This is a genomic window from Streptomyces sp. PH9007 (assembly GCF_059813725.1).
In genome coordinates this window covers 4784037-4807212 of sequence record NZ_CM187440.1, presented here as the reverse complement: position 1 = coordinate 4807212, position 23176 = coordinate 4784037, and the positions used below count along the sequence as shown (strand labels likewise).

Genomic DNA, 23176 nt, shown 5'->3' with positions numbered 1-23176 from the left:
TATGACAGACACATCCAGGGGGGCGGCCTGGCTCCGCAGAGGAGCGATCGTCTACGACCGGCGGCTGGAACAACTGGGGCGGGTGATGGATGTCGGTTATCCGCCCGGGGAGGACGAGCAGGTGCGGCGTGCGTGGGTGCGTCCGCTCGGTGGTGGGCGGGAGTGGAATCCGCTGGTGGAGGATCTGCTGCCCCGCGAGCCCGGTGGTGTGCGGTGAGGGGCCCGGGGCGGGCCGTGGATGTCACGGCCGAGACGGTGTTGTGCGGGGACGTGTTCACCGTCGGCGGGCGACTGCTGGTCGTGGTGGATCTCGTGCGGCTGCGAGAAGGCGGGCGACGGGTGCTGTTCGCAAGCGGAGAGGCACTCACGATGAACCGGGGATCGTGGATGACCGTCACCCGGACGTACGGCGGAGCCGGGCGATGAGTGGTGTGCCGGCGCGAGGCGCCGTCGTCGGGTTGCTCTGCGTGACCGCGAACAGGGTTCGTTGCGGGGATCTGATCAGCATCGGCGGGACGACGCGGCGGGTCGAGTCATTGCGGCATGTTCCTCCCGGAAAGAAGAAGTTGATGCTGGATACCGGTGAATCCGTCGTCCTGCACAGCGGGACGGCCATCGATGTGACCCGTTATCTGACGCCCGATGTCAGCGGTCGGGAGGCTAGGGGAAGGGGTGCGGGGCCGGGTTGAGGTCCTTCGTGCCTGCCAGTCGGTGGAGTCGGGGCATCAGCGGGGCGCGCTGGCGCCGGTGGCCGAAGTCCAGGGGGAGCAGGCCGGGGACGAGGGTGGCGACGGTGTGCAGGCCGATCGCCGCCTGTTCCGGGGTGGTCTGGTCCACGGCGATCACGTCGTGTCCGGCGGTGGCCAGCGCGTCGCGCAGCACGTGCAGATCGTCCAGCAGGTCGCCGGTGCGCGGCCGGACCGCCTCCCAGTCGGCGAAGGCGTCCGCCAGGGGGACGGCCGTGGCGGGGGCGAGGAAGTGCTGGGCGTGCTCGGCCATCTCCGGCAGGCCGTACAGCTGGGCGTGGTCCTTCAGATGCTCGACCTTCGTGTAGTCCCGTGCCATCGCCCGCAGTTCCGCCAGCCGCTCCCCCACCTGGTAGGGCAGGTGCGGGATATAGGTGAGGACCTCGGAGAGCGCGCTGTCCACCGCCGACTCCGCGTCCAGGGCCGCCGCCGCGCCGAAGGAGAGGTAGCCAGGGCCGCCGTCGCGGCGTACCGCGAGACCCGTGATGACCGGTACCGGCAGGTCGGCGCGGGTGTCGAAGGCCCGTACCTCGTAGCCGAGCAGTTCCGCCCGGTCCAGGGCGGTGCGGATGGCCGGGTCGCGGCAGCTGTCGAGGTCGATGCGGGTCGGGCGGGTCCGCCCGTACCAGGCGACCAGGAACGCGTCGCGTTCGATCAGTTCCAGCAGCCCGAACAGGATCGCCTCGGTCAGGGTGCCGCCGGTGGCGCAGCCGTTGGAGCATTCGAAGACGAAGTTGTCGGCCCGCTCCCCCGCGCCGTAGTGCGCCAGCCGGGCCGGCACCAGGACGGGGTGGTCCTTGCCCAGCGAGTGCCCCCACAGCCAGGGGATTTCACGGTCCGGGTCGAACGGGGAGAGCAGCGGGTCCTCGCGGTAGGTGGTCTCGGCGTACAGGCCGCAGTCCGCCGGGTGCAGGACCTGGCGCTCCCCGTGGGCGCGCAGCAGGTCGTGGTACGAGCCGCGCACCGGCTGGAGGCCGCGCCGCGCGTGGGTGCCGGCGTACCGTTCCAGGCCCTCCAGGAAGGCGAGCCGGCGGCTGGTCTCGTAGCGCGAGGCCTGACCGCTCCAGGTGACGTCGTTGAGACCGGCGTACCCGCGCACGAAGTGGCTGCCGGAGACGGGGGCGGTGGTGGTGGAGACGGGGTTGAGTTCGGTGCGCGAACCGAGCGCGCCGCACACCGGGTTGGCGAGGGCGTTCTCGGGCAGCGGGAACGAGGCCAGCGGACGGGTACGGTGCCCGGCCGTCCGGGGTGAGGGGGTCAGCCGCATCCGGGCGCGCTCGGCGGACGCGGGGGCCGGCCGTACGCAGTGCGGGCACAGCGGTTCGGGGAGCAGCGGAAAGGTGGCCAGGGCTAGGGTGTTCAGGTCGATCCGGGTGACGCGGGCGGGTTCGCCGGGCGGCAGTGCGCGGGGCGCGAGCGCCGTGCGGGCGGCCCGCACCGCGTCTAGCGCGTACGCGGTGAGCACCGGCCAGGCGGTGGCCCCGTCGGGGTCGAAGCCCAGTTCCAGCGCCTCCCGTTCGGAGCGGGAGCGCAGCCGCTGCCAGCGGATGGCCAGGCAGTGGCCGCAGCCGCCGCCCGCGCCGGGGCGACCCCACGGCCCGAGCAGGACGGCGCGGGAGCTGAGGTGCACGGTGGCGGCGGGCCGCTCGGCGGCGTACGGGTCGGGCCCGGCGGTCTGGAGCGCGTCGCCGGCGCCCAGCGGGACCACGGGGGTGCCCAGGGCGGTGGCCAGCTGGGCGCGGGCCGCCTCCAGCGGGGTGGCGGTGGCGGTGGGGAGACGCATGTGGGTGGCCCCTTCTCAGGTGCGGTCGCTCCAGCGGAAGGTCTTCAGGGCGAGCGCGCCGAACACCACGGCGAACCCGGCGAGTCCCGCGGCGCCCACCGCGATGTCGGTGCCGCCGCCGGAGCCGGTGAGCGCGGCGGAGACGCCGTCGTTGAGGTACTTCAGCGGGAAGATCCACGACAGGGTCTGCATCCAGGACGGCATCGCGTCCAGCGGGAAGAACGAGCCGGACAGGAACGCCATCGGCACCATCAGGCAGTTGGCGACCGCCGCCACCGCCTCGGGGGTACGGGCGAAGCTGCCGACGATCACGCCCAGCGCCAGGAACGCCGTGATGCCCAGCACCAGGACCGGTACGGCCAGCGGCCAGCCGCCGTCCAGTTCCAGGCCGAAGGCGGGCAGCAGGGCGACGGCGACGAACAGCACCGCCTGGACGAGGCCGATGCCGATGGACAGGACGTAGCGCGAGCCGAGCACCGTGGTCAGCGGGGTCGGGGTCATCCGGATGACGCGCAGCAGATCGTCGCGCCGCCACTGCATCAGCACGAAGCCGACGCCGAAGACGGCGGCGTTGGCCACGCCCCAGGACAGCACGCCGGGCGCGATGTAGGAGATGTAGGGGCGCCCGCTCTCCTCCACCGTCTGGCCGCTGAAGATCAGCCCGAAGACCACCAGGAAGAGGAGCGGGAAGGCGAAGGTGAAGAAGAGGGTGGTCTTGTCCCGGGTGTAGGCCCGGTAGCCGGCCTCGCTCAGGGCCGCGTAGGCGCTCATGGTGTCGTACTCCGTCGCTTCAGGGCTGGTTGGTCAGCTGGAGGTAGACGTCCTCCAGGGTGGCGGTGCGGGTCTGTACCCCGTGCAGGCCGCCGGCGGCCTTCTCCACGGCGGCGAGCAGCGGGCCGGCGTCGGCGGTCTCCAGGACCACGGCGTCGCCGTCGAGCGTGGCCGAGATGACGCCGGGCAGGGCGCCGGCCGCCTCCAGGGTGAGCCGGTCGGCGGGGACCACCAGGCGGGTGGCGGCGGAGCCGGCGGCGATCAGCCGGTTGGGGGTGTCGAGCGCGGTGATCCGTCCGTCCACCACGATGGCCACCCGGTCGCACAGCGCCTCGGCCTCGTCCAGGTGGTGGGTGGTGTAGACGATGGTGCGGCCGGCGCCCTTGAGTTCGCGCAGCACCTGCCACAGTTCGCGGCGGGCCTGCGGGTCGAGGGCGGCGGTGGGTTCGTCCAGGAAGATCAGCTCGGGGTCGTGGACCAGCGCGGAGGCGATGGCCAGGCGTTGCCGCTGGCCGCCGGAGAGGTCCTCGACGCGGACGTCGGCCTGGGCGGTGAGCCCGACGCGGGCCAGGGTACGGTCCACCGCCGCGCGGTCGGCGCGGTAGAGGGCGGCCACGGTGCGCAGGTGTTCGTGGGCGGTGAGCCGGACGAAGAACGCCGAGCTCTGCGTCTGGAGCCCGATGCGGGGCAGCAGGGCGATGTCGCGGGGCCAGGGCCGGTGGCCGAGGACGGTGACGGTGCCCGCGTCGGCCTGCCGCAGGCCCTCCATGATCTCGATCAGGGTGGTCTTGCCGGCGCCGTTGGGCCCGAGCAGGCCGAAGAACTCGCCCTGGGCGATGGTGAAGGAGATGCCGTCCACGGCACGTTTGGCGCCGTAACTCTTGTGGATGTCCGACAGTTCGACGGCCGGGTCGGGGGTGGGCACGGGGGGATCTCCTTCGGGCGGTTCGGTGTTCGGTGGTTCAGCGGGTGAGCGTGGCGTGGGCGAGGAGGGCGATGACGGCGAGAGCGGCGGCGACGGAGGCGAGGGCGGCGGCGGCGTAGGCCCCGTACACCCGGCGGGCGCGGGGCGGATGGCCGGCCAGCGCCGTTCGGTCGCGGCGCAGGACGGCGGTGAGGTAGGTGCGGCTGGAGCCGGCGAGGCCGGTGGCGCCGACCGCTTGGCAGACGATGGTGTAGCCGTCCAGTGGGGGGAGCGGGATGAGCATGGTGAAGGCGTGCAGGGAGCCGAGGAACAGCAGCCCGGCCAGGGCGTCGGAGGTGGCGCCGTCCGGGGCGAGCAGCCACCACACGAAGAAGGGCAGCAGAAACAGGGCGTTCATCACGGCCCCGGCCGCCGCGACATGGATACGGCGCCAACGCGTCGCCAGATAGCGGTAGTTGTCAACCGTGCAATACATGATCACCATCGGTAGCCGCCAGCGCAACCCGATCTCGCCGACTGTTCCGCCGTAGTGGCGGGCCGTGATGCCGTGGGCGAGTTCGTGGGCGGCGGTGCTCAGCCACAGCAGGGCGAAGACGGCGGCGAGCAGCACCGGGTGGGTGAGGACGGCGACGGCGCCGTCCAGCAGGGCCCCGGCGTGCAGGGCGAGGGTGATCTCCATGGCGGCGATCAGGACCAGCAGCGGCGCGATCCAGCGGGCGGCGAGCAGCGGGCGTACGGCGCGGTGCAGCCGGGTGGCGGTGGCGTCGGCGTCGGCGACCAGCGGGAGGGAGCCGCGCAGCAGCCGGTTGGCGGGGCGCTGCGCGGCGGGCGGGGCGGGGCTCTCGGGGGCGCCCGCCAGCAGGCCCCTGGTGCCGAGCAGGGCCAGCAGTTGGCGCCAGTGGGCGTCGCCGAGCCGCCGGCCGTACTCCCGCGCGTACGCCGTGCCCAGTTCGTCCAGGGTGCGGTGGCCGTCCATCCGGGTCAGCAGGAAGTGTTCGCGGACGCCGATCTCGAACGACTGCTCGCTGCCCGGGTGGTGCACCAGGTGGACGGTGCGCGGCCCGTACAGCAGGGGTTCGCTCAGCAGCACGCCCGCGCGCAGCGCCGGGCGGTAGTCGGCCGTGGCGGCGGCCCCGGTCATGAGGTCATCACCCATCCGCGCAGCGCGCGGCCCAGGACGTGGGAGAGGTACGCCTCGTCCTGGATGGTGACGTGCAGCCGGTTGTTGGTCATGTGCATGTACGGGGAGAGCAGCCGGACCAGGGCCTCGTCCGGGTCGGTGACGCGCTCCTCGCGGTCCCCCTCCCAGGACCGGAACACCAGGTCCCCGGAGAGCGCCAGCGCGTGCGCCCGCTCGCGCAGTTGCACGCAGTGCGTCGCCCAGCCCGCCAGGAACCCGGGCAGCCGGTCCGGCTCCCCGGCGGCGAGCGCCGCGCGGATACGGGTGTACCAGCGGGCCAGCTCCGGCCCGACGTCGTCGGCCTTGCGCTCGTACTCGGTGGAGCCGATGAACCCGGTGCCCGGGAACGCCCGGTGCCAGAAGGTGTAGTAGTCGTCGAGGTACGCGGCCAGCTCCGGCTCGCCGGGGATGAACGCCGCCGACATCACCGTCATCAGCTGCGCCGAGGTGCCCAGCAGCACGGTGCGCAGATGCAGGTTCTTGGTGCGGAACGCGTCGATGACCAGGTCGCTGGAGTGCCGGAAGTGCCACTCGGCCAGCTCGATCCCGGCCGGGCCGCCGTACTTGCCGTACTCCGGCTCGTAGGGCATCGGCGCGTGGCTGTTGTTGGGGCGCAGATTCATCTGCCCCTCGGGGTTCAGATAGGCGCCGCGCTCGTCCTCGGGGAACTCGATCTCGAAGAGCTGGTTGTAGAAATCCTTGAGGAAGCCGGCGTCCACCTCGTACAGGGCGGGGCGCTCGGCGAGGAACGCGTCCACGGCGGCGGCGGTGCGGCGGCGCACCTCGGGTTCGGCGGCGGCGTCGACCGGCTTCAGGCGCAGCCGCACATGCGGGCCCTCCAGCCAGTAGTTGATGAAGAACCAGTTGGCCAGCAGCCCGTCCGCCTCCAGTGCGGCGACCAGCGGGCGCACGCAGTGCAGCAGCAGGGGGCGCGGGTTGGCGGCGTAGTGGATGTGGGTGGCCTGCCAGGCGCCGCCGGTGGTGGCCGGGGGCGTCGTCGGTGTCGTCGGCGTCGTCATCAGAAGGTCTCCACGGACAGCTCGGCGACATGGGTGCCGCGTTCGGTACGGGTGAGGGCCGCGTCCTCGCCGGGCAGCGCCTCGCGGAAAACGGCCTTGGCGGACGGCGCCTTCAGCAGGGCCTCGAAGGCGACCAGCGACAGCGGGCTGTCGAGGTCCAGGTACTGCGGTTTGGCGCCGGTGGCGCCGCGCGCCCCGCTGTCCGCGACGGTGACGAAGGTCTGCGCGGGCAGCCCGTGCCGGCGCCGCCAGCGGTGCCAGCCGAGGAACCACTCCTGCTCGGAGGTGCCGGGCCCGCGCAGCGGCAGGACGGAGGCGGGCGCGCTCCAGCGGCGGCGGGACAGCACCAGCTCGCCGTGGCGCACCCGGGGGCGGCGGGTGACGCCCTCGCGCGGCTCGGACTCCGGGACCCCGCCCCACACATCGACCGGGGCCATGGAGCTGGGGGACAGCAGCAGCAGGGTGCGCGGCACCTCGGGGAGGGCGAGCGGGACGAGGTAGCCCAAGTAGACGGGGATGACCTCGGTGCCGCCCAGCCGGGTGGAGCGCAGCGCCAGCCGGTCGGCGGCGGGGTCGTGCTCCAGATAGAGGTCCTCCAGGTGGAGCCGGTGTTCCTCGGGGGCGGAGCTGGTCTCCCCGGGGCACACGATCTCGTGATCGGTGAGCCGGGCGTGCAGATTGAGGTTGGAGGTCACCGGCCCGCCGGTGACCTCGGCGAAGACGGCGCCGGGCGGCTGGAGGGCGCGGTTGCGCTCGCGCAGCGCCGTGGTGGTCTCAGCGCCCAGCGCGTGGGTGAAGCGGCTGAAGGGGAAGGACAGACCGCCGTAGGACCGGTTGAGGACGGCGCGCGAGCCGGCGAGCTGGACGTGGTGGCTGTAGTACTGGCGGCCGTGCGCGGCGGGCCCGAGGGCGTCGGCCACCTCGTCGAGGAGCGCGCCGTCCAGGACGAGGTCCTCGTCGGGGCCGGTGTCCTGGTGGCGGTCCCAGCGGGCGCGGACGCCGTCGGTGAAGGCGCGGCGTGCGGCGTCCAGGGCGCCCAGGGCGGGCAGGCCGAGCCAGTTGGGCTCGGGGACGTAGCGTCCCTGCGCGTCGAAGGGGGTGCGGCGGGCCGAGAACGACAGGTACTGGTCGAAGAAGTCCTCGTGGAAGTCGTGGACCAGTTTCAGCAGGTCGTCGCAGCGTCCGCCACGGCCGTAGCGGGCCAGGAAGAACCCCTGGAAGGTGATGCGCTGCGGCAGCGTCAGGTCGAAGGCGGGCAGGACGCGTTCGACGGCGCGCAGACCGGTGCCGAGGGGCCGCTCCCAGGCGGCGCGCGGGGTGCGCACGGCGGGCGCGAGGGCGTCCTCGTACAGGAGCGTGCGCGGTACGCGCGCGGTGGTGGCGCCCAGGCCGGTCTGCACGGCGGCGAGGTGGGCGCGCAGTTCGGCGAGCAGGGTACGGCGCTCGGCGGGGTCCGCGTCCGGGTAGCGGTCCAGGGCGGCGGCGGGTGCGTCGAGGGCTGCGGCGACGTCGTCCGCCCAGGCGCGGCCCAGGGTGCGCAGGGAGTCCTGGAAGGCGCGCAGCGGATCGGTGTCGTGGGCCTGGGTGCGCAGCGCCGGGATCTGCACCATGCCGACGTCGAGCAGGGCGCCCAGGTAGCGGTCCACCTCGGCGGCGTCGGCGCCGCTGACCTCGGCGAGCCAGGCGGCGAGTTCGCCGTGCCGCAGCTCCGGGCGGCGCTCGAACAGGCCGAGCATCCGCTCCAGGGCGCCGCTGCGGCGCAGGAAGAACAGCCGGTCCTTGACGGTGTCGAAGGTGACGGCGGTGTCGTCGTCCCCGGCGGTCACCCAGCGGCGGACGTAGCGGACCCGGTCCTCCTCGCGGCCCCAGCCGGAGGCGAGGGCCACCGGGAGGTCGGCGCGGCGGGCGGGGTCGGCGGTGATCGCCTCGGCGATACGGCCCAGGGCCAGCACGTTGAGACGCGGGTGACTGTGCCAGGGCCCGGCGGCGTGCAGCGTACGGTCGGTGGCGGTGGCGTCCTCGTCGGTGAACTCGCCCGGGGCCACGCCGGTGAAGGTGGCGAACGGGCTGGTCTTGCAGGCGGTGCGGTAGAGGTAGGCGAGCAGCGACCGTTCGATCTTCCGCGACCGCTTGTCGTCCCCCGGGGCGCGCAGATAGCCGTCGAGCTGGGCGTCGAGCGCGGGCGAGGCCAGCAGCAGGCCGGAGCGCAGCCGCTCCTCGGCCGCCAGTGCGCGCAGCGCGGCGCGCGCCGCCGCGGTCTCGGCGGACAGCAGAGCGGCGCCCTGCTCCGTACGGTCGGCGAGCGCGGCCCGGTCGCCGAGCCAGGACTCCAGGGCCCGGCCGGCCGCCGGGTCGAGGCCGCCGACCAGCGCGAGACCGGCGGCGGGGTCACGCGGCAGCCGGTTGTTGAACACCTCGCGCCGCAGCCGCAGCAGGGCACGCCGGGCGCCGCCGTCCTCCGCTCCGGTCCGCGCGACCAGGTCGTGCAGCAGATCCCCGATCCGCTCGCCCTCGGCGGCGAGCCGCTCGGTGCGCTCCAGCACCTCGTCCGCCCACGCGCGCGACGCGGGAGCGCGCAGCCCCCGCACGCTCTCGACGGGCAGCCCGCCGACCCGCACCATGAAACGCCGTCCGAGCGTCATCGCCCGCACCTCCCGGGGTGACGCGGGGAGCCGGGTACGGCGGCGCCGGCCCGCACGGCCGGTGCCGCCACCGGCGCGCGCCGGGCCGGGCGCGGGGGTGGCGGCGTCCGTCGCGGGGGCGCGGGTGGGCCGGATCCGGCCCGGCGGTGGCTCCTGGGGGAACCGTCCGCCGTCGCCGGGGCCGGGGGCGGGGGGTGGGGAGTGCTCCGCACGGGGGTGGTCTCCTTCGGTCCGTCAGGCGATCTCGTAGCGGAAGTCGGCGGGTGCGGGGCGCTCGTGGCCGAGGAGCATGATCAGCAGCGGGGCCTCGTCGGTGCCCAGCAGGTCGAGTTCCTCGCGGTAGGAGATGTTGTCGAAGCCGAGCGCCACCCCGCAGCCGATGCCCAGCGCCGCGGCGGCCGTGTAGGTGGCCTGGGCGATGGCCCCCACCGTGGCGTTCACGACGCGGTAGCCGCGGTCGCCGACGGCGTCCAGGACCGCGTGGGTGCGCAGGGTGGGCACCAGGACCACGCCCGCCTGTTCCAGGTTGTAGTTGGACAGGAAGTAGTTCTTCTGGAGGAACGGTCCCGGCGGCCCGGCGCTCACCAGGCGCAGCGCGCCGCGCTGCGGGTCGTAGGCGTACGCCCCCGGCTCGACCCCGTCCACGTGGTTGACGAAGGCGTACAGCGTGGCCAGTTCCGGCCCGCCGCCCGCCGCGCCCGAGTCGCCGCCGAGCGAGGCGCCCGCGTGCGCGGCGGCCAGCGCCGCCGTCAGCTGGGCGGCGCTCAGCGGGCGCTGGGCGGCGAACCGGCCGAAGCTGCTGCGCCGGGCCCGCAGCGCGCCCCGTACGGTCATGGTCAGCGGTGCGGCCGGCGGCAGTGCGCACACCGCGCCGTCGGCCGCCGGCGGACGCGCGGCGGCCGGGGCGAGCGCGCCGGGTGCCGGACGGTCCGTGGCCCCCGCCGCCGTGGCGCGCTGCATCTTGCGCAGCGCGTCGAAGCTGAGGACGGTGCGGGAGCGTTCGGCGTCCCGGTGGCGCACCGCCACGGAGCCCGGTGCGGGAGCGGACGGCTCGGGGCGGCCTCCGCCGCCCGCCCAGGACAGCGGCACCACGGCGAAGACGCCCTCCGCCTCCGCCTCGACGCCCAGCAGCCGTTGCAGCCGCGCCTCGTCGAACCACAGCGCGGGCTCGATCTTCAGGCCCCGCGCCCGCGCCCACATCCGCCAGGTGCCGAGCAGGGCACCCAGGTCCATGCTCACCGCGTGGAAGGAGAAGCTGTTGTACTTGAACGCGTTCTGCCAGTACTTGATGCCCAGCAGCAGGTAGCTGTCGGCCGCCGGGGCGTCCGGGCCGAGCGCCGCCCGGATCTCCCCCGTCACATCGCCGGTCAGCAGCCGCCGCATCCCGTGGTGCCGCGCCGAGTAGTAGTGCAGGCCCGGCAGTCCGGGGCCGTGCGCGCCCGGAGCCCAGTAGACGGCGACCGGGTAGAGCCCGCCGCCGGAGGCGGTGCCCCGTGACCAGTTGGCCATCGGGTAGCTGGGCAGCGCGCTCAGGTCGGTGTTGGCCTGGACCCCGAGCCGCCGCCCGGTCAGCCCGTAGGAGTCCCGCAGCAGCCCGGACAGCGCGGGCAGCGTGAAGCCCGCGCCCCCCTGGACGCTCCCGGTCAGGCCCCGCGCCAGCGTCGCGTCGTCCGGGAAGCCGTCGTCCCGCGGCAGCGGCAGGATCTCGGTGCCGGGGTAGAACTTGGTCTTGCGCGGCCCGTCGCTCCAGTTGGGTACGAAGTCGGCCGGCTCCATCGGCACCCGGCCGCGCGACATGATCGCGTCCGCGTAGTCATGGGCGTACCCCATGGTCTGCTCCGATCAGGGGAAGGGGTGGGGGGCGGGGTTGAACTCGGCGGGCGTCAGGTCGGTGGCGCGCAGCCCGGCCTCGCGCAGCGCGGTGCGCATCCGCGGCATCCCGAGCGCCCGCTGCCGCGACCAGCCGAAGTCGATGGGCAGCAGGCCGGGGACGAGCACCGAGACCGTGGTCAGGCCCAGGTCGCGCTGCTCGGGCATGGTCTGGTCCACGACGACGACATCGAATCCGGCACCGGTGACGGCGGCGGTGCAGGCGGCCAGGTCCTCGCGCAGGTCGTCCGAGACGGCGGGCACCGTTCCGTCCCCGAACCGCTCCCCCAGCGGGTGCAGCGGCCCGCGCGGGCGATCCAGCAGGAAGCTCGCGTGCTCGCCCATCTCCGGGACGCCGTACACCAGGGGGTGGTCGTGCAGCGCCCGCACCAGGCCGAAGTCGGCGGCCATGGCGCGCAGCCGCTCCTCGTCGCGTTCGGTGCGGCCGGGGAGGTTGACGGCGTCGGTGGCGATCTCGCACAGCGCGGAGTCGAGCGCCGATTCGGGATCCAGCCCGGCGCCCGCGCCGAAGCACATCCGGCCCATGCCGCCGTCCGGGCGGACGGCGACGCCGGTGACGACGGGGACCGGGAAGCTCACGCGGGTGTCGAAGAACCGCGCCTCGTAGCCGTACATCGCCAGCCGGTCCACCATGTGGCGGGTGGCGGGGCGGGTGCTGCTGTACGGGTCGAGTTCGGGGAGCGCGGCGCGGCCGTACCAGGACAGCAGGAACGCGTCGCGCTCGATGACCTCCATCAGCCCGAAGTAGATGGCCTCCTCCAGGGAGCCGCCGGAGGCGCAGCCGTTGGAGGACTCCTGGACGAAACGGTTCTCCAGACCCGGCGCGTGGTAGTACGTCAGCACCTCCGGCACCAGCAGCGGCCGGTGGTCGCGCAGCGAGTGACCCCACACCCACGGGATGACCCGGTCGGCGGTGAACGGCGGCACGTGCGGGTTGTCCCGGTGGAAGGCGTCCGAGTACAGGCCGCAGACGCGCGGGTCCAGGGCGGGGGTGCCGCGCTCGCGCAGCCCGTCCAGGCTGTCGCGGACGGCGGCGGTGCGGCCCCTGGCCCGCATCCCGGCGTACCGCTCCAGGCCCTCCAGGATGCCGATGCGCACGCTGGTGCCGAAGCTGTCGGCGTGCCCGCCCCAGAACGTCTCGCGCAGGTACTCCCCCGACCGCATGGAGAAGCAGCCGATGGTGGCGGAGGTCGAGGTGGAGGACACGTCGTACACGACGGTGGAGCCGAGCGCGCCGCACACCGGGTTGGCGTAGGCGTCGGTGGGCAGTTCGTAGGCGTCGAGGGGGCGCACCCGGAAGGTGCCCGGCCGGTGCTTGGGCGCGGGGCGCAGGGTGAGCGTGGCCGCCTGCGCCGTGTCGGGCTCGGTACGGCCGCAGGCCGGGCACTCGGGGTCGGGCAGCAGGGGGTAGCGGCGTACGCCCAGGGTCTGCAGGTCGACGAGGTGCACCACCGCGTGCGGGCCGCCGTCGCGCTCGCGGGCGCCGATCAGCGCGGTGAGGGTGTCGGCGGCGAACGGCGTCGCGTACGGGTACGCTCCGGCGGCGCGGGTGGGGTGCGCCGGGTCCAGCTCCAGGGCGTCCCGCAGCGCCACCGATCTGACCGCCTGCCAGCGGCGTTCCAGGCAGCGGGCGCAGGGGCGCGGCCGGTCGCCGCCGGGCGCGGGGGTGGGGCCGACGATCGCGTACCGGCCGTAGAGCCGCACGGGGGTGCCGTCGGCGGCGACCGGTGAGGTGTCGGTCAGGGCGTTGTGCAGGCCCAGCGGTGCCACGTCGGTCTCGGGGCGGTCCTGCCGGATCAGGGCGGCCAGTTCAGCGGTGTGCATCGGCCGCCTCCCGGGCGCGGGCGGGTACGGCGCGCGCCGGGGCGTCAGCGCTGGGCATCGGCGGTGGCCTCCGTCAGCAGGACGCGGGCGGTGTACAGGCCGCCGGAGCGCAGGTCGGTGGGGGTGGTGTCGGTGTACAGGACGTCGCGGCCCGCCGCGCGCAGCCGGTCAAGGACGGCTTCGAGGGTGGTGTCGGGGGCGGCCGGGGCGGCGGTGTCCGTGGTGGCGACAGTGCCGGGGGCCAGGTCGGGCAGCAGCGGGTCGCCGAGGTCGGCGCCGGGGAGCTGGGCCTGGCCGAGCAGGTCGCGCAGCGCGGTGACGGCGGCGGCGCGGCGGCCGGTGTCGGCCCCGGCGGCCCAGCGGCCGTCGGCGGCGCGGGCCAGCACCACATGGGCGCCGGAACGTTCCGCCTCGCCCAGGTCCAGCAGCTCCACCGCCAGGTCGAGCCGCCCGGCGGCGGTGCGCAGGAACGTCAGCTCCGGGTCGGCGTCCTCCTCCGCAGGCGCGAGCGGGCCGACCCGGGTGGTGCCGCGCACCGCCCGGATCAGCGCGTCCTGCGCCAGCGCGGACAGCAGCGCGTGCCCGGCCGCCTCGGCCGGCGTCTCCCCGGCGCCGGTGCCCCCGCTGCCGGTGAGCCGGTGCCGGTCCCGGTTGTGCGGGCCGTACGGGCGCAGCGCGGCGGCGGGTACGGCCGCCCGCTCCTTGGTCAGCAGCGAGGTGACCGCGCTCCACGCCGCCACCTCCCGGTCCGCGCCGGCGAGCAGCGTCGGCAGCGTGCCGGGACCGCCGGGCAGCAGCGGCGCCGGGACGACCCGTTCCACGTACACCGCCGCCGCCGTGCGCAGCGCGCGCAGCCGGGCGCCGGCGAGGTGGTGCACGTCGAAGGCGGCGATGGTGCGCGGGCCGCCGGCCGGGCCCAGCGGCAGTTCCACCCGGGCCACCTTCAGCGGCAGCTGGGTCAGCGACTCGTCGTCGTAGCGGGCGAAGACCCCGGCGTGCGGGCGGACCAGTGCGGTGGCCAGGCCGTTGAGCCGGTCCACCAGTTCCTCGGCGTCCCGGGCGGATTCCACCGTCGCGGTGCGGGCCACGGTCAGGGCGTCGGGCAGGTCCTGCGGCGGGCCGTCCGCGGCGGGGGCGGTGGGCCCGCACAGCTGGCAGCGCGGGTGGGGGCGCAGCGGTTCGGCGACCACGTCCAGCGATTCCAGATCCTGGATCAGGATCTGGCCGTCCGTCTCGGCCGGCAGCGCGCCGGTCGCCGACCGGAACACCTCGTAGCCGAGCAGGTTCCCGGTCATCGCCGCGACGGGGCCGGTCAGCGGTCCGCCGCCGGGCGTGCCCGGCTCGGCCACCGCGCCGGCGGCGATCTCGCTCCACCGCTCGGCGGCGGCTCCCGCGTCCACCGAGGCGCCCAGCCGCAGCAGCGCGCAGGAGACACAGCCGCTGGTTCCCGCCGCCGCGCGCGGCCCGGTGATGACGCGCTCGCCGAAGGTCCACACCGGGATGACCCGCTGCCCCTCGGGCAGGCTGGCGGCGAGCAGCGCGTGGGTACGGATCAGCGCGTCGTCGCCGGTCACCAGCACCACGTCGGCGCCGGCCGGGTCGGTGCCCTCCCGCACCTCGACCGGGAGTGCCGCGGCCTCCTCCCGTACCCGCCCGCCCACCCGCTCCGCGGTGACGGCGGCGGCGCCGTTCCTGATCAGGCTCAGCTGCGCCCACTGCGCGCACTCGCCGGTGCCCAGCACCAGGACCCGGGTGGCGCGGAAGGCCGCGAAGCGGCGCCGCGCGTCGTCCGCGTAGTGGTCGATGTAGGCGATCTGCGCGGCGAACCGTTCCGCGATGTCCTCGGGCAGCACGTCCGCGTCACCGGCGGCCGGTTCCTTCGCGTCGCGGGCGAAGTCCCGTTCGTACAGCGAACCGACGAGCGAGGCGACCATCGCGCGCTGCTGCTCGCCCATGCCGGCGCAGATGTCGCGCAGCGGCGTCCCGCCGTCCAGGTGCGGCACGATCAGCGTGGCGAACCGGTACGCGGTGCGCCCGGCGAGATGGAAACCGCCGTCGGCGTTGTGGAACAGCACCCCGCCCGGGGTCTGGGTGTACAGCACGTCGCGCCGGATGCGCGGGCGGGTGCCGGCGATGGTGTCGAACGCTGCGGCCATGCCTGTCTCACACCTTCTGTGGGTCTCGGTCGGGGTAGCGGGTTCTGGCGTAGCCCCGCAGCAGTGGATGCATGCGGTACGGGCCCGGTGGCCCGTCCTCCAGCAGGCCGGCGTCGGCCAGCCGCTCCAGGGCGCTCTCGGTCTCGGACGGGGTCAGGGGGGAGGTCCCGGCGGCGTCCACGGCGGTGGCCGCGTCGGCGGGGTGGAACCGGTCGTGGCCCAGCCGCCCCAGCGCGGCGAACACCGCGGGCAGCGGCGGCGCCAGCCGCTCCAGCGCGCCGTCCAGCACCCGGGGTACGGACAGCCGCGGGTCGTCGGGCAGGGCGAGGCGGGTGAGCGGGTCGTCGGTGAGCCAGCCCACCGCGTCGGCGAGCCGCAGGGCGGGGCGGGTGAGCAGCCGGGCGGCGGCGATCCGCAGGGCAAGCGGGTGGCGGCCGCACAGCAGGGCGAGTTCGGCGGCGGCGCCGGGCTCGGCGGCGACCCGCTCGGTGCCGAGCGCGGCGCGCAGCAGGGCGTGGGCCTCGGCGGCGGTGAAGAGGTCGAGCCGGGTGACGCGCCCGCCGTGGGTGGCGACGAGGGCGGCGAGGCCGCGCCGGCTGGTGATGAGGGTGGCGGCGCCGCGCCGGGCGGAGAGCAGCGGGCGGACGTGTCCGGGGTCCTCGACGTCGTCGAGGACCAGGAGCTTACGGGGGTCGGCGTCGATCGGCTCCTCCGGCCCGTCACCGGCGCCGGGGGCGGCGGCGTCGCGGTCCGCCATGTCGATGACCCGGCAGCCGCCGGGGAAGTGGTCGCGCACCAGGTCGGCGACGTGGCGGGCGAGCGCGGTCTTGCCGATGCCGGGGGCGCCGCACAGGAGTTCGGTGCCGGGCTGGGTGGTCAGCCGTGCCACCAGGGCGGCGACCTCGGTGGCGCGGCCGGTGAAGGAGGGCACCGGCGTCCAGGCGGGCGGCGCGGCGGCGCACGCGGCGGGCGACGGGTCCAGGGGCGGGCCCGGGGCGAGGGGCACGCCCGGGGCGGCCGGTGCGCTCGGTGCGGCCGGGGCGGGCAGCGCCGCCGGAAGCACGGCGGGCGGCAGCGCCGGGGGCTGTTCGCTCTCCGGCGCGGGTCCCAGGCTCTCCCCGCGCAGGATGGCCAGTTCCAGCTTCTGGAGGGCGGGCGAGGGGTCCACGCCCAGCTCGTCACGGAGGTACTCCTTGAACCCCCGGTACTCGCTCAGCGCCTCCGACTGCCGCCCGGTGCGGTACAGCGCCTCGATCAACTGCTCGCGGAACCGCCCGTGGCTGGGGTGGGCGCGGGTGGCGCTCCACAGTTCGACCAGCGCGGCACCGCAGTTCCCGAGCGTCAGCTCCAGGTCGCAGACCCGCTCCACGGTGCGCAGCCGTTCCTCCACCAGGCGCGGCACCTCGTCGCGGTGCATGGTCTCGGAGCGTACGTTGGCCAGCAGAGCGCCCTGCCACAGCGTCAGCGCGTGCCGCAGCGTGGCGAGTTCGGCGGCCGGGTCATCGGCGAGCGCGGTGCCGTGGCGCACCCGGGCGCGGAACTCGATGAGATCCAGCGTCCGTTCGTCGGCGGTGATCCGGTAGCCGCCGGGGGCCGCCTCGATGGGGGTGTCCAGCACGTGCTGGCGTTCGAAGAGCCGGCGCAGCCGCAGCACACAGGTCTGGAGGGCGGCCTTGGCGGTGGCGGGCTGTTCGTCGCCCCAGATCATCTGCTGGAGGTAGCCGGCCGAGACGATGCTGTTGGACCGCAGCAGCAGCGCGGCCAGCAGGTTCGTCGGCTTGGAGGGCCCCAGGACGACGGTGTCGGTGCCGTCGGTCATGCTCAGCGGGCCGAGGAGCTGGAACCGCACGGCCACCGCGTCCCCCTCCCCGTCCGTTCGCCCCGCCCGCCCGTCGGGGCGTCGTGTTCGGTGTTCCGAACGGTACGGACGGGGCGGCGGGCCCGGGGAGGGGCGGCGGCGTCAGCATCTTGCAGGTGTGCCGCTCAGGTTGCTGTCAGAAGTGGCACAGCGGTCAGTTCCGCCAGGGGTCGTAGTGCGGGTTGTCGACGCACTGCGCCATGATCTCGGTGTGGGTGGTCCGGTCGATCGGACAGGCACCGGCGATGAAGGCGCGGTCGATGCCGCCGGGGAAGGCGACCTCCACCTGGCCGGCGTACTTGTGGTCGTCGCCGATGGTCAGGTTCACGTCGATGCCGTTGGGGGCGTCGATGTAGTAGTTGTAGAGCGTCCTGCGGAAGTCCTTGTACAGGTCGTGGTCGTAGGTCGCGCTGACGAACGGCGAGTGCTGGTTCTCCAGCACGTACGCCTCCAGGTCGTACTGCCCGTCGACCGTGTCCCAGGGCAGGAAGCCCTCCTCGAAGATGACCTCGGGGGCGCGGCCCTCGGCGCGGTACAGCTGGCGGCAGTTGTCGCGGTAGACCGGGTCGGGGGTGATCCGGTCCAGGTCGACGTCCGTGACGGCGGCGGCGTACAGCTTGTCGTCGACGACGGGGCAGACCACGGCGGTGGCGGTGGTCGAGCCGGTGACGGCGCCGGCCGAGGTGAACAGCAGGGCGAGGGGCAGCGCAACGGCCGCGGCTCGGCGGGTGATTCGCTTGAGCAACATGCCGCACACCCTGCTGCCCGGGGGCCGCCGCGCCGCGCAACATCACCCGATCGGGGGCGTGTCGGCGCCGGGGGGCAGGGCACGCAGCAACAGGACCGAGCGGGCCGGCAGCAGCAGTTCGCCGCCGCCGTCGTGGTGGCTGCCGGGCGGGGCGCTCTGTTCCTCCCGCGAGGTGTCGACGAGCAGTTCGTACCCGGTGGCCCAGGGCGGCCCCGGCAGCGGGAAGCGGGCGGGTTCGGCCCCGGCGTGCAGCAGCACCAGGAAGCTGTCGTCGGTCACCGGGCGGCCCCGCTCGTCGCGTTGCGGGATGTCGCGGCCGGACAGGAACATGCCCAGCGTCTTGCTGGGCCGGTGCCAGTCCTCCTCGGTCATCTCCTCCCCGCTCGCGGTGAACCAGCCCAGGTCGCGCATGCCGCCAGGACCGTGCCGCCGCCCGGAGAAGAAGGCCCGGCGGCGCAGCACCGGATGGGTGCGGCGCAGCGCGATCAGCCGCCGGGTGAGGTCGAGCAGCGGGCGCCAGGCGGGGTCCCGGGAGGCGCTCCAGTCGATCCAGCCCAGTTCGTTGTCCTGGCAGTAGGCGTTGTTGTTGCCGCGCTGGGTGCGGCCCATCTCGTCGCCCGCCACCAGCATCGGCACGCCGGTGGACAGCAGCACGGTGCTGAGCAGATTGCGCAGCTGGCGGCGGCGCAGCGCGGTGATCTCCTTGTCCTCGGTCTCGCCCTCCGCGCCGCAGTTCCAGGACCGGTTGTCGTCGGTGCCGTCGCGGTTGTCCTCGCCGTTGGCCTCGTTGTGCTTGCTGTTGTAGGAGACGAGGTCGCGCAGGGTGAAGCCGTCGTGGGCGGTGACGAAGTTGACGGAGGCGTACGGGTGCCGGCCGCCCCAGGCGTACAGGTCGCTGGATCCCGCCAGCCGGGAGCCGAGGTCGCGCACGTCGGGCAGCGCGCCGCGCCAGTAGTCGCGCACGGTGTCGCGGTAGCGGTCGTTCCACTCGGTCCACAGTGGGGGGAAGGCGCCGACCTGGTAGCCGCCGCTGCCGATGTCCCAGGGTTCGGCGATGAGTTTGACGCGGCGCAGCACGGGATCCTGGGCGATGACGGCGAGGAACGGGGAGAGCATGTCCACGTCGTGCATGGAGCGGGCGAGGGCGGCGGCGAGGTCGAAGCGGAACCCGTCGACGCCCATCTCCTGCACCCAGTAGCGCAGGGAGTCGGTGATCAGCCGCAGGACCTGGGGCTGGACGACGTGCAGGGTGTTGCCGCAGCCGGTGTAGTCGGCGTAGTGGCGGGGGTTGTCGGCGAGCCGGTAGTAGCCGGGGTTGGCGATGCCGCGCAGGGAGAGGGTGGGGCCGCGTTCGTCGGCCTCGGCGGTGTGGTTGTAAACGACGTCGAGGATGACCTCGATGCCGGCGGCGTGCAGGGCGGCGACCATGTCGCGGAATTCGCCGACCTGCTGGCCGCGGGTGCCGGTGGCGGCGTATCCGGCGTGCGGGGCGAAGTAGCCGATGGAGTTGTAGCCCCAGTGGTCGCGCAGGCCGCGGCGCAGCAGGTGGTCCTCGTGGGCGAACTGGTGGACGGGCAGCAGTTCGACGGCGGTGATACCGAGCGAGGTGAGGTGTTCGAGGGCGGCGGGGTGGGCGAGTCCGGCGTAGGTGCCGCGCAGGTGCGGGGGGACGCCGGGGTGGCGCATGGTGAAGCCGCGGACGTGGAGTTCGTAGATGACGGAGTCGGCCCAGGGGGTCTTGGGGCGGCGGTCCTCGGCCCAGGGGTCGGTCCACGGCGTCTCGCGGTCGTCCGTGACGACGCCCTTGGGGACGTACGGGGCGGAGTCGCGGTCGTCGCGCACGGTGTCGGCGGCGTCCTGGCGGGGCCAGTCGCGGACGTGGCCGTAGACCTCGGGGGGCAGGGCGGCGAATTCGCCGTCGATGGCACGGGCGTACGGGTCCAGGAGGAGCTTGGCGGGGTTCCAGCGGGCGCCGGCGGGCGGGTCCCAGGGGCCGTGCACGCGGTAGCCGTAGCGGGTGCCGGGCCGTACCCCGGGGAGGAAGCCGTGCCAGATCTCGTGGGTTACCTCTTCCAGGGGATGGCGGGTCTCGCGGTCGGTGTCGTCGAAGAGACAGACCTCGACGGCCTCGGCGCCGCCCGCCCACAGGGCGAAGTTGGTGCCCTCGGTGCCGCCTGGGCCGGTGTGGAAGCGGGCGCCGAGGGGCTGGGGGCGGCCGGGCCAGACCTGGGTGCGCCGTCCGTCCTGGGGTGTCAGGGACACGTCCGGCCTCCCGAAGTCGCGTGGTACTGCTGTGTGCTGACGGTGTTCCGGTGCCGTGGGAGCCCTGCGCGAACGGGCCCCCTTTTGCCCGGATTAGGGCATTTTGCCATGGCGCTCGGCAGGACTGTTGACATCAGGGCGCCGAACTGCGACGGAACGGTGACAATCCACGGCGGTTCCCCTCTGCACAGTGTGATTACCTGGCCGGAAAGGGGATTTCCATCGGGCGTGGCGTCCCCGGGGTGTGTGGGTTTGAGTGAGGGAGAACGCAAGCATGGTGCGTAGGCGGCCGGGCGGCAGATTCGCTTCCAGCGGGGTCGCGGCGCTACTGGGAGTGGTGCTGCTGGCGGTGTCGGCGTGCAGCGGAAGCAGCGCGGCCGACGACAAGAGCGGTGAGGACGGCAAGGGCGGTGACGCCGGGAACGCGATATCCCTGGCCATCACCCCCGAGGACGGCGCCGCGGACGTGGCGACCACCGGTGAGATCGCGGTGGCCGTCGACCACGGCACGCTCACCGCGGTCAGCGTCACCGACGCCGAGGGCACCGAGGTCCCGGGCGAGCTGATGGACGACAACTCGGGCTGGCAGGCGCAGGACCACCTCGCCAACGACACGGCGTACACGGTGACCGCCACCGCCGAGGACAAGGACGGCGCCAGCGCCACCGAGACCTCCACCTTCACCACCGTGGCGGCCGGCACCACCTTCTCCACCTCCTGGACGGTCGTCGAGGGTTCCGAGTACGGCGTCGGCATGATCCTGTCGGTCACCTTCGACGCGCCGATCGAGAACACCTCCGCGGTCGCCGACGCGATCCGCATCACCACCGAGCCGGCCGTCGAGGTCGAGCCGCACTGGTTCGGCAGCCACCGGGTGGACTTCCGCCCCCAGGAGTACTGGGAGCCGGGCACCGAGGTCGGCGTGCAGTTCCGGCTGCGCGGCGTCGAGGGCTCGCAGGGCGTGTACGGCACCGCCAGCCAGGACGTGAACTTCACCATCGGCCGCAGCCAGATCACCACCGTCGACGACGCGAAGCTGACCATGGACGTGGTGCGCGACGGCGAGAAGGTGAAGACCTTCGACGTCACCACCGGGGCGCCCGGCATGACGACCTGGAACGGCAAGATGGTCATCTCCGAGAAGTACAAGGAGACCCGGATGGACGGCGCCACCGTCGGCTTCGACGGTGACTACGACATCCCGGACGTTCCGCACGCCATGCGGCTGAGCCAGTCCGGCACCTTCATCCACGGCAACTACTGGGGCGGCGACATCTTCGGCAACGGCCGCGCCAGCCACGGCTGCATCGGCCTGCGCGACACCCAGGGCGCCGGTGACCCCTCCACCGACGGCGCGTGGTTCTACGACAACTCGCTGGTCGGCGACGTGGTCGAGGTCATCAACTCCAACGACGACATCCTCGCCCCGGACAACGGCCTCAGCGGCTGGAACATGGACTGGAGCGAGTGGGGCGCGGGCCAGTAACCCCGCACCGCTCCCCCGTGTGGGCCCCGGCCGCTCCGGCCGGGGCCCACACGCGTTCCGCCCCAGCCCTTACTGTGGCGGGCATGACTGTGGACACCGCACACCTCGAAGTCACGGACGGCGTCGGCACGGTTCGGCTGAACAGGCCGCCGCTGAACGCCCTGGACAGCGCCCTCCAGGACCGGCTGCGGGAGCTGGCCGCCGAGATCACCGGGCGCGAGGACATCCGCGCGGTGGTGATCTGGGGCGGCGAGAAGGCCTTCGCGGCGGGCGCCGACATCAAGGAGATGCGCGCCATGGACCACGCCGCGATGGTGGACCGCGCCCGCGGCCTCCAGGAGGCGTTCACCGCGGTGTCCCGCATCCCCAAGCCGGTGGTGGCGGCCGTCACCGGGTACGCGCTGGGCGGCGGCTGCGAGCTGGCCCTGTGCGCCGATGTCCGGTTCGCCGCCGAGGACGCCAGGCTCGGACAGCCGGAGATCCTGCTCGGGCTGATCCCCGGCGCCGGCGGCACCCAGCGGCTGTCCCGGCTGATCGGCCCCTCCCGCGCCAAGGACCTGATCTTCACCGGACGCCAGGTGAAGGCTGCCGAGGCGCTCGCCCTGGGCCTGGTGGACCGGGTGCTGCCCGCCGACGAGGTGTACCGGGAGGCCCACGCCTGGGCGGCCCGGCTCGCGAAGGGCCCCGCGATCGCCCTGCGTGCCGCCAAGGAGGCCGTGGACGGCGGCCTCGACAGCGGGATCGACGCCGGCCTCGCCCTGGAACGCACCTGGTTCGCAAGTCTGTTCGCCACCGCGGACCGTACCGAGGGCTTCCGCAGCTTCATCGAGGAAGGTCCTGGCAAGGCCAGCTTCGGCTGATCCGGCCCGGGTCGGGCAACCGTGCCCTGGTGCCGCCGGAACACCCCGTCCGGCGGCAAACCCCGACCGCCCCGGTCATCGCACCTGGTGGGGCCTCATCTGCTGTTGGCATATGTGCGAAGTCACCGCTGGATCAGTCACCCCACCAGGGACACTTACCCCGGAACCCCCCACGCGCCCGGCATATGCGCGTCATGATGGGCCCATGGCAGCGACGGCGGACACCCCGATGCGGGACGTCATGGGCGTGAGCGGACCGAGCGGAGCGGCGGTGGACATGACCTCCGATCCGTCGGCCGCCGAGGTACGGCTGCCCGCCCGCCCCGAATCGGCGGCGCTCGTGCGCCGGCTGACCCGCGACCTGCTGCGGGACCGCTGGCTGTTGTCGCGGCAGCTCACCGAGGACGCCGTGCAGCTGGCCGCCGAGCTGGCCGCCAACGCCGTCCAGCACGCCGGGGCGCACAGCTTCGGGCTGCTGGTACGGCGCCGGCGCGGCTGGATCCGGGTGGAGATCCGCGACCCCTCGCGGGCGCTGCCCTGTCTGCTGCCCCCCGGCCGCGAGCTGGACCTCAACGGCCGCGGCCTGTTCCTGGTCGACGCCCTGGCCGACCGCTGGGGCGTGGACCTGTTGCCACGCGGCAAATCCACCTGGTTCGAGCTGCGCCTCACCGGCCGTTAGGCACGGCCCCCGCCCGCCGTCTGGTGCCCGCCCGGCGGCGGCGGTCGTTGCACAGCAGGCACTTCCCCCAGCCCGCCGGCAGCGGATCCTCCCGGTCCCCGTACAGCGGATCCACCGCCCCGCGCGGATGCTCACGGCAGCCCGTCTCCCCCGGCCCGTCGCTCAGCGACTGCGCCGCCACCAGCGCCCGGCGCAGCGCGTCGACCAGCACCTCGGCCTGCTCCCCCGCCGGGCTCTCCTGGTCGAAGGCGACGTCGTACGCGGTACGCAGCGCGGCTTGGAGCTCGCGCACTTCGGTTCGACTCATGCCCGCCACCGTAACGGCCCCCACCGACAGGCGCCGCCCC

At 74.2% G+C, this 23176-nt stretch carries 17 protein-coding genes; 4 read left to right on the top strand and 13 right to left on the bottom strand.

Annotation, left to right across the window (positions count from 1 at the left end):
- Window position 1 precedes the first annotated feature (1 nt).
- Complete coding sequence (locus ACTFAP_RS22260; RefSeq protein ID WP_500467240.1) at window positions 2–217, top strand: hypothetical protein; 216 nt, start codon at window positions 2–4, stop codon at window positions 215–217.
- A 443-nt stretch (window positions 218–660) separates the two neighbouring features.
- On the opposite strand, the gene ACTFAP_RS22255 is transcribed toward ACTFAP_RS22260, so the two are convergent.
- The 12 genes from ACTFAP_RS22255 to glgX all read right to left on the bottom strand — a co-directional run bounded on the left by ACTFAP_RS22255 (window position 661) and on the right by glgX (window position 19804).
- The gene (locus ACTFAP_RS22255) at window positions 661–2529 is read right to left on the bottom strand and encodes a TOMM precursor leader peptide-binding protein (protein ID WP_500467239.1); all 1869 of its coding nucleotides are present in this window, start codon (window positions 2527–2529) and stop codon (window positions 661–663) included.
- Between the two features lie 15 nt (window positions 2530–2544).
- A complete protein-coding gene (locus ACTFAP_RS22250; protein ID WP_500467238.1) occupies window positions 2545–3300 on the bottom strand; it encodes an ABC transporter permease in 756 nt (251 codons plus the stop codon).
- A gap of 19 nt (window positions 3301–3319) precedes the next feature.
- Window positions 3320–4225: an ABC transporter ATP-binding protein gene (locus tag ACTFAP_RS22245; RefSeq protein ID WP_390123567.1), complete on the bottom strand. Its 906-nt coding sequence runs from the start codon at window positions 4223–4225 to the stop codon at window positions 3320–3322.
- 37 nt (window positions 4226–4262) lie between these two features.
- A complete protein-coding gene (locus ACTFAP_RS22240) occupies window positions 4263–5381 on the bottom strand; it encodes a peptidase M50 (RefSeq protein WP_500467237.1) in 1119 nt (372 codons plus the stop codon).
- Window positions 5363–6424, bottom strand: coding sequence for a lantibiotic dehydratase C-terminal domain-containing protein (locus ACTFAP_RS22235; RefSeq protein ID WP_495682077.1), 1062 nt, complete (start codon window positions 6422–6424; stop codon window positions 5363–5365). Before ACTFAP_RS22235 ends, ACTFAP_RS22240 begins: the two co-directional genes overlap by 19 nt.
- Window positions 6424–9066, bottom strand: a complete 2643-nt coding sequence (locus ACTFAP_RS22230; RefSeq protein ID WP_500467236.1) for a lantibiotic dehydratase — start codon at window positions 9064–9066, stop codon at window positions 6424–6426. Before ACTFAP_RS22230 ends, ACTFAP_RS22235 begins: the two co-directional genes overlap by 1 nt.
- A 234-nt stretch (window positions 9067–9300) precedes the next feature.
- Complete coding sequence (locus ACTFAP_RS22225) at window positions 9301–10896, bottom strand: nitroreductase family protein (RefSeq protein ID WP_500467235.1); 1596 nt, start codon at window positions 10894–10896, stop codon at window positions 9301–9303.
- A gap of 12 nt (window positions 10897–10908) precedes the next feature.
- The gene (locus tag ACTFAP_RS22220) at window positions 10909–12780 is read right to left on the bottom strand and encodes a TOMM precursor leader peptide-binding protein (RefSeq protein ID WP_500467234.1); all 1872 of its coding nucleotides are present in this window, start codon (window positions 12778–12780) and stop codon (window positions 10909–10911) included.
- Window positions 12781–12824: 44 nt separating this feature from the next.
- Window positions 12825–14936: a TOMM precursor leader peptide-binding protein gene (locus ACTFAP_RS22215; RefSeq protein ID WP_500467233.1), complete on the bottom strand. Its 2112-nt coding sequence runs from the start codon at window positions 14934–14936 to the stop codon at window positions 12825–12827.
- A gap of 7 nt (window positions 14937–14943) precedes the next feature.
- Window positions 14944–16785 (bottom strand): AfsR/SARP family transcriptional regulator, encoded by a 1842-nt coding sequence (locus tag ACTFAP_RS22210; protein ID WP_500469540.1) that lies wholly within the window; start codon window positions 16783–16785, stop codon window positions 14944–14946.
- 163 nt (window positions 16786–16948) lie between these two features.
- Window positions 16949–17542 (bottom strand): ADP-ribosyltransferase, encoded by a 594-nt coding sequence (locus ACTFAP_RS22205; protein WP_500467232.1) that lies wholly within the window; start codon window positions 17540–17542, stop codon window positions 16949–16951.
- Between the two features lie 42 nt (window positions 17543–17584).
- Window positions 17585–19804, bottom strand: coding sequence for a glycogen debranching protein GlgX (glgX, locus tag ACTFAP_RS22200; RefSeq protein ID WP_500467231.1), 2220 nt, complete (start codon window positions 19802–19804; stop codon window positions 17585–17587).
- Window positions 19805–20078: 274 nt separating this feature from the next.
- Here glgX and ACTFAP_RS22195 point away from each other — a divergent pair, with 274 nt between their 5' ends.
- The 3 genes from ACTFAP_RS22195 (at window position 20079) to ACTFAP_RS22185 (ending at window position 22829) form a co-directional block, all read left to right on the top strand.
- A complete protein-coding gene (locus ACTFAP_RS22195; RefSeq protein ID WP_500467230.1) occupies window positions 20079–21290 on the top strand; it encodes a L,D-transpeptidase in 1212 nt (403 codons plus the stop codon).
- Between the two features lie 83 nt (window positions 21291–21373).
- Window positions 21374–22150 carry an enoyl-CoA hydratase-related protein gene (locus ACTFAP_RS22190; protein WP_495682069.1) on the top strand — a complete coding sequence of 259 codons (777 nt, stop codon included), beginning with the start codon at window positions 21374–21376 and terminating at the stop codon, window positions 22148–22150.
- Between the two features lie 205 nt (window positions 22151–22355).
- Window positions 22356–22829, top strand: a complete 474-nt coding sequence (locus ACTFAP_RS22185; protein WP_390123545.1) for an ATP-binding protein — start codon at window positions 22356–22358, stop codon at window positions 22827–22829.
- Here the strand turns inward: ACTFAP_RS22185 and ACTFAP_RS22180 are convergent.
- Window positions 22816–23136 carry a hypothetical protein gene (locus ACTFAP_RS22180; RefSeq protein WP_030733718.1) on the bottom strand — a complete coding sequence of 107 codons (321 nt, stop codon included), beginning with the start codon at window positions 23134–23136 and terminating at the stop codon, window positions 22816–22818. The genes ACTFAP_RS22185 and ACTFAP_RS22180 overlap by 14 nt on opposite strands.
- Between the last annotated feature and the right edge of the window lie 40 nt (window positions 23137–23176).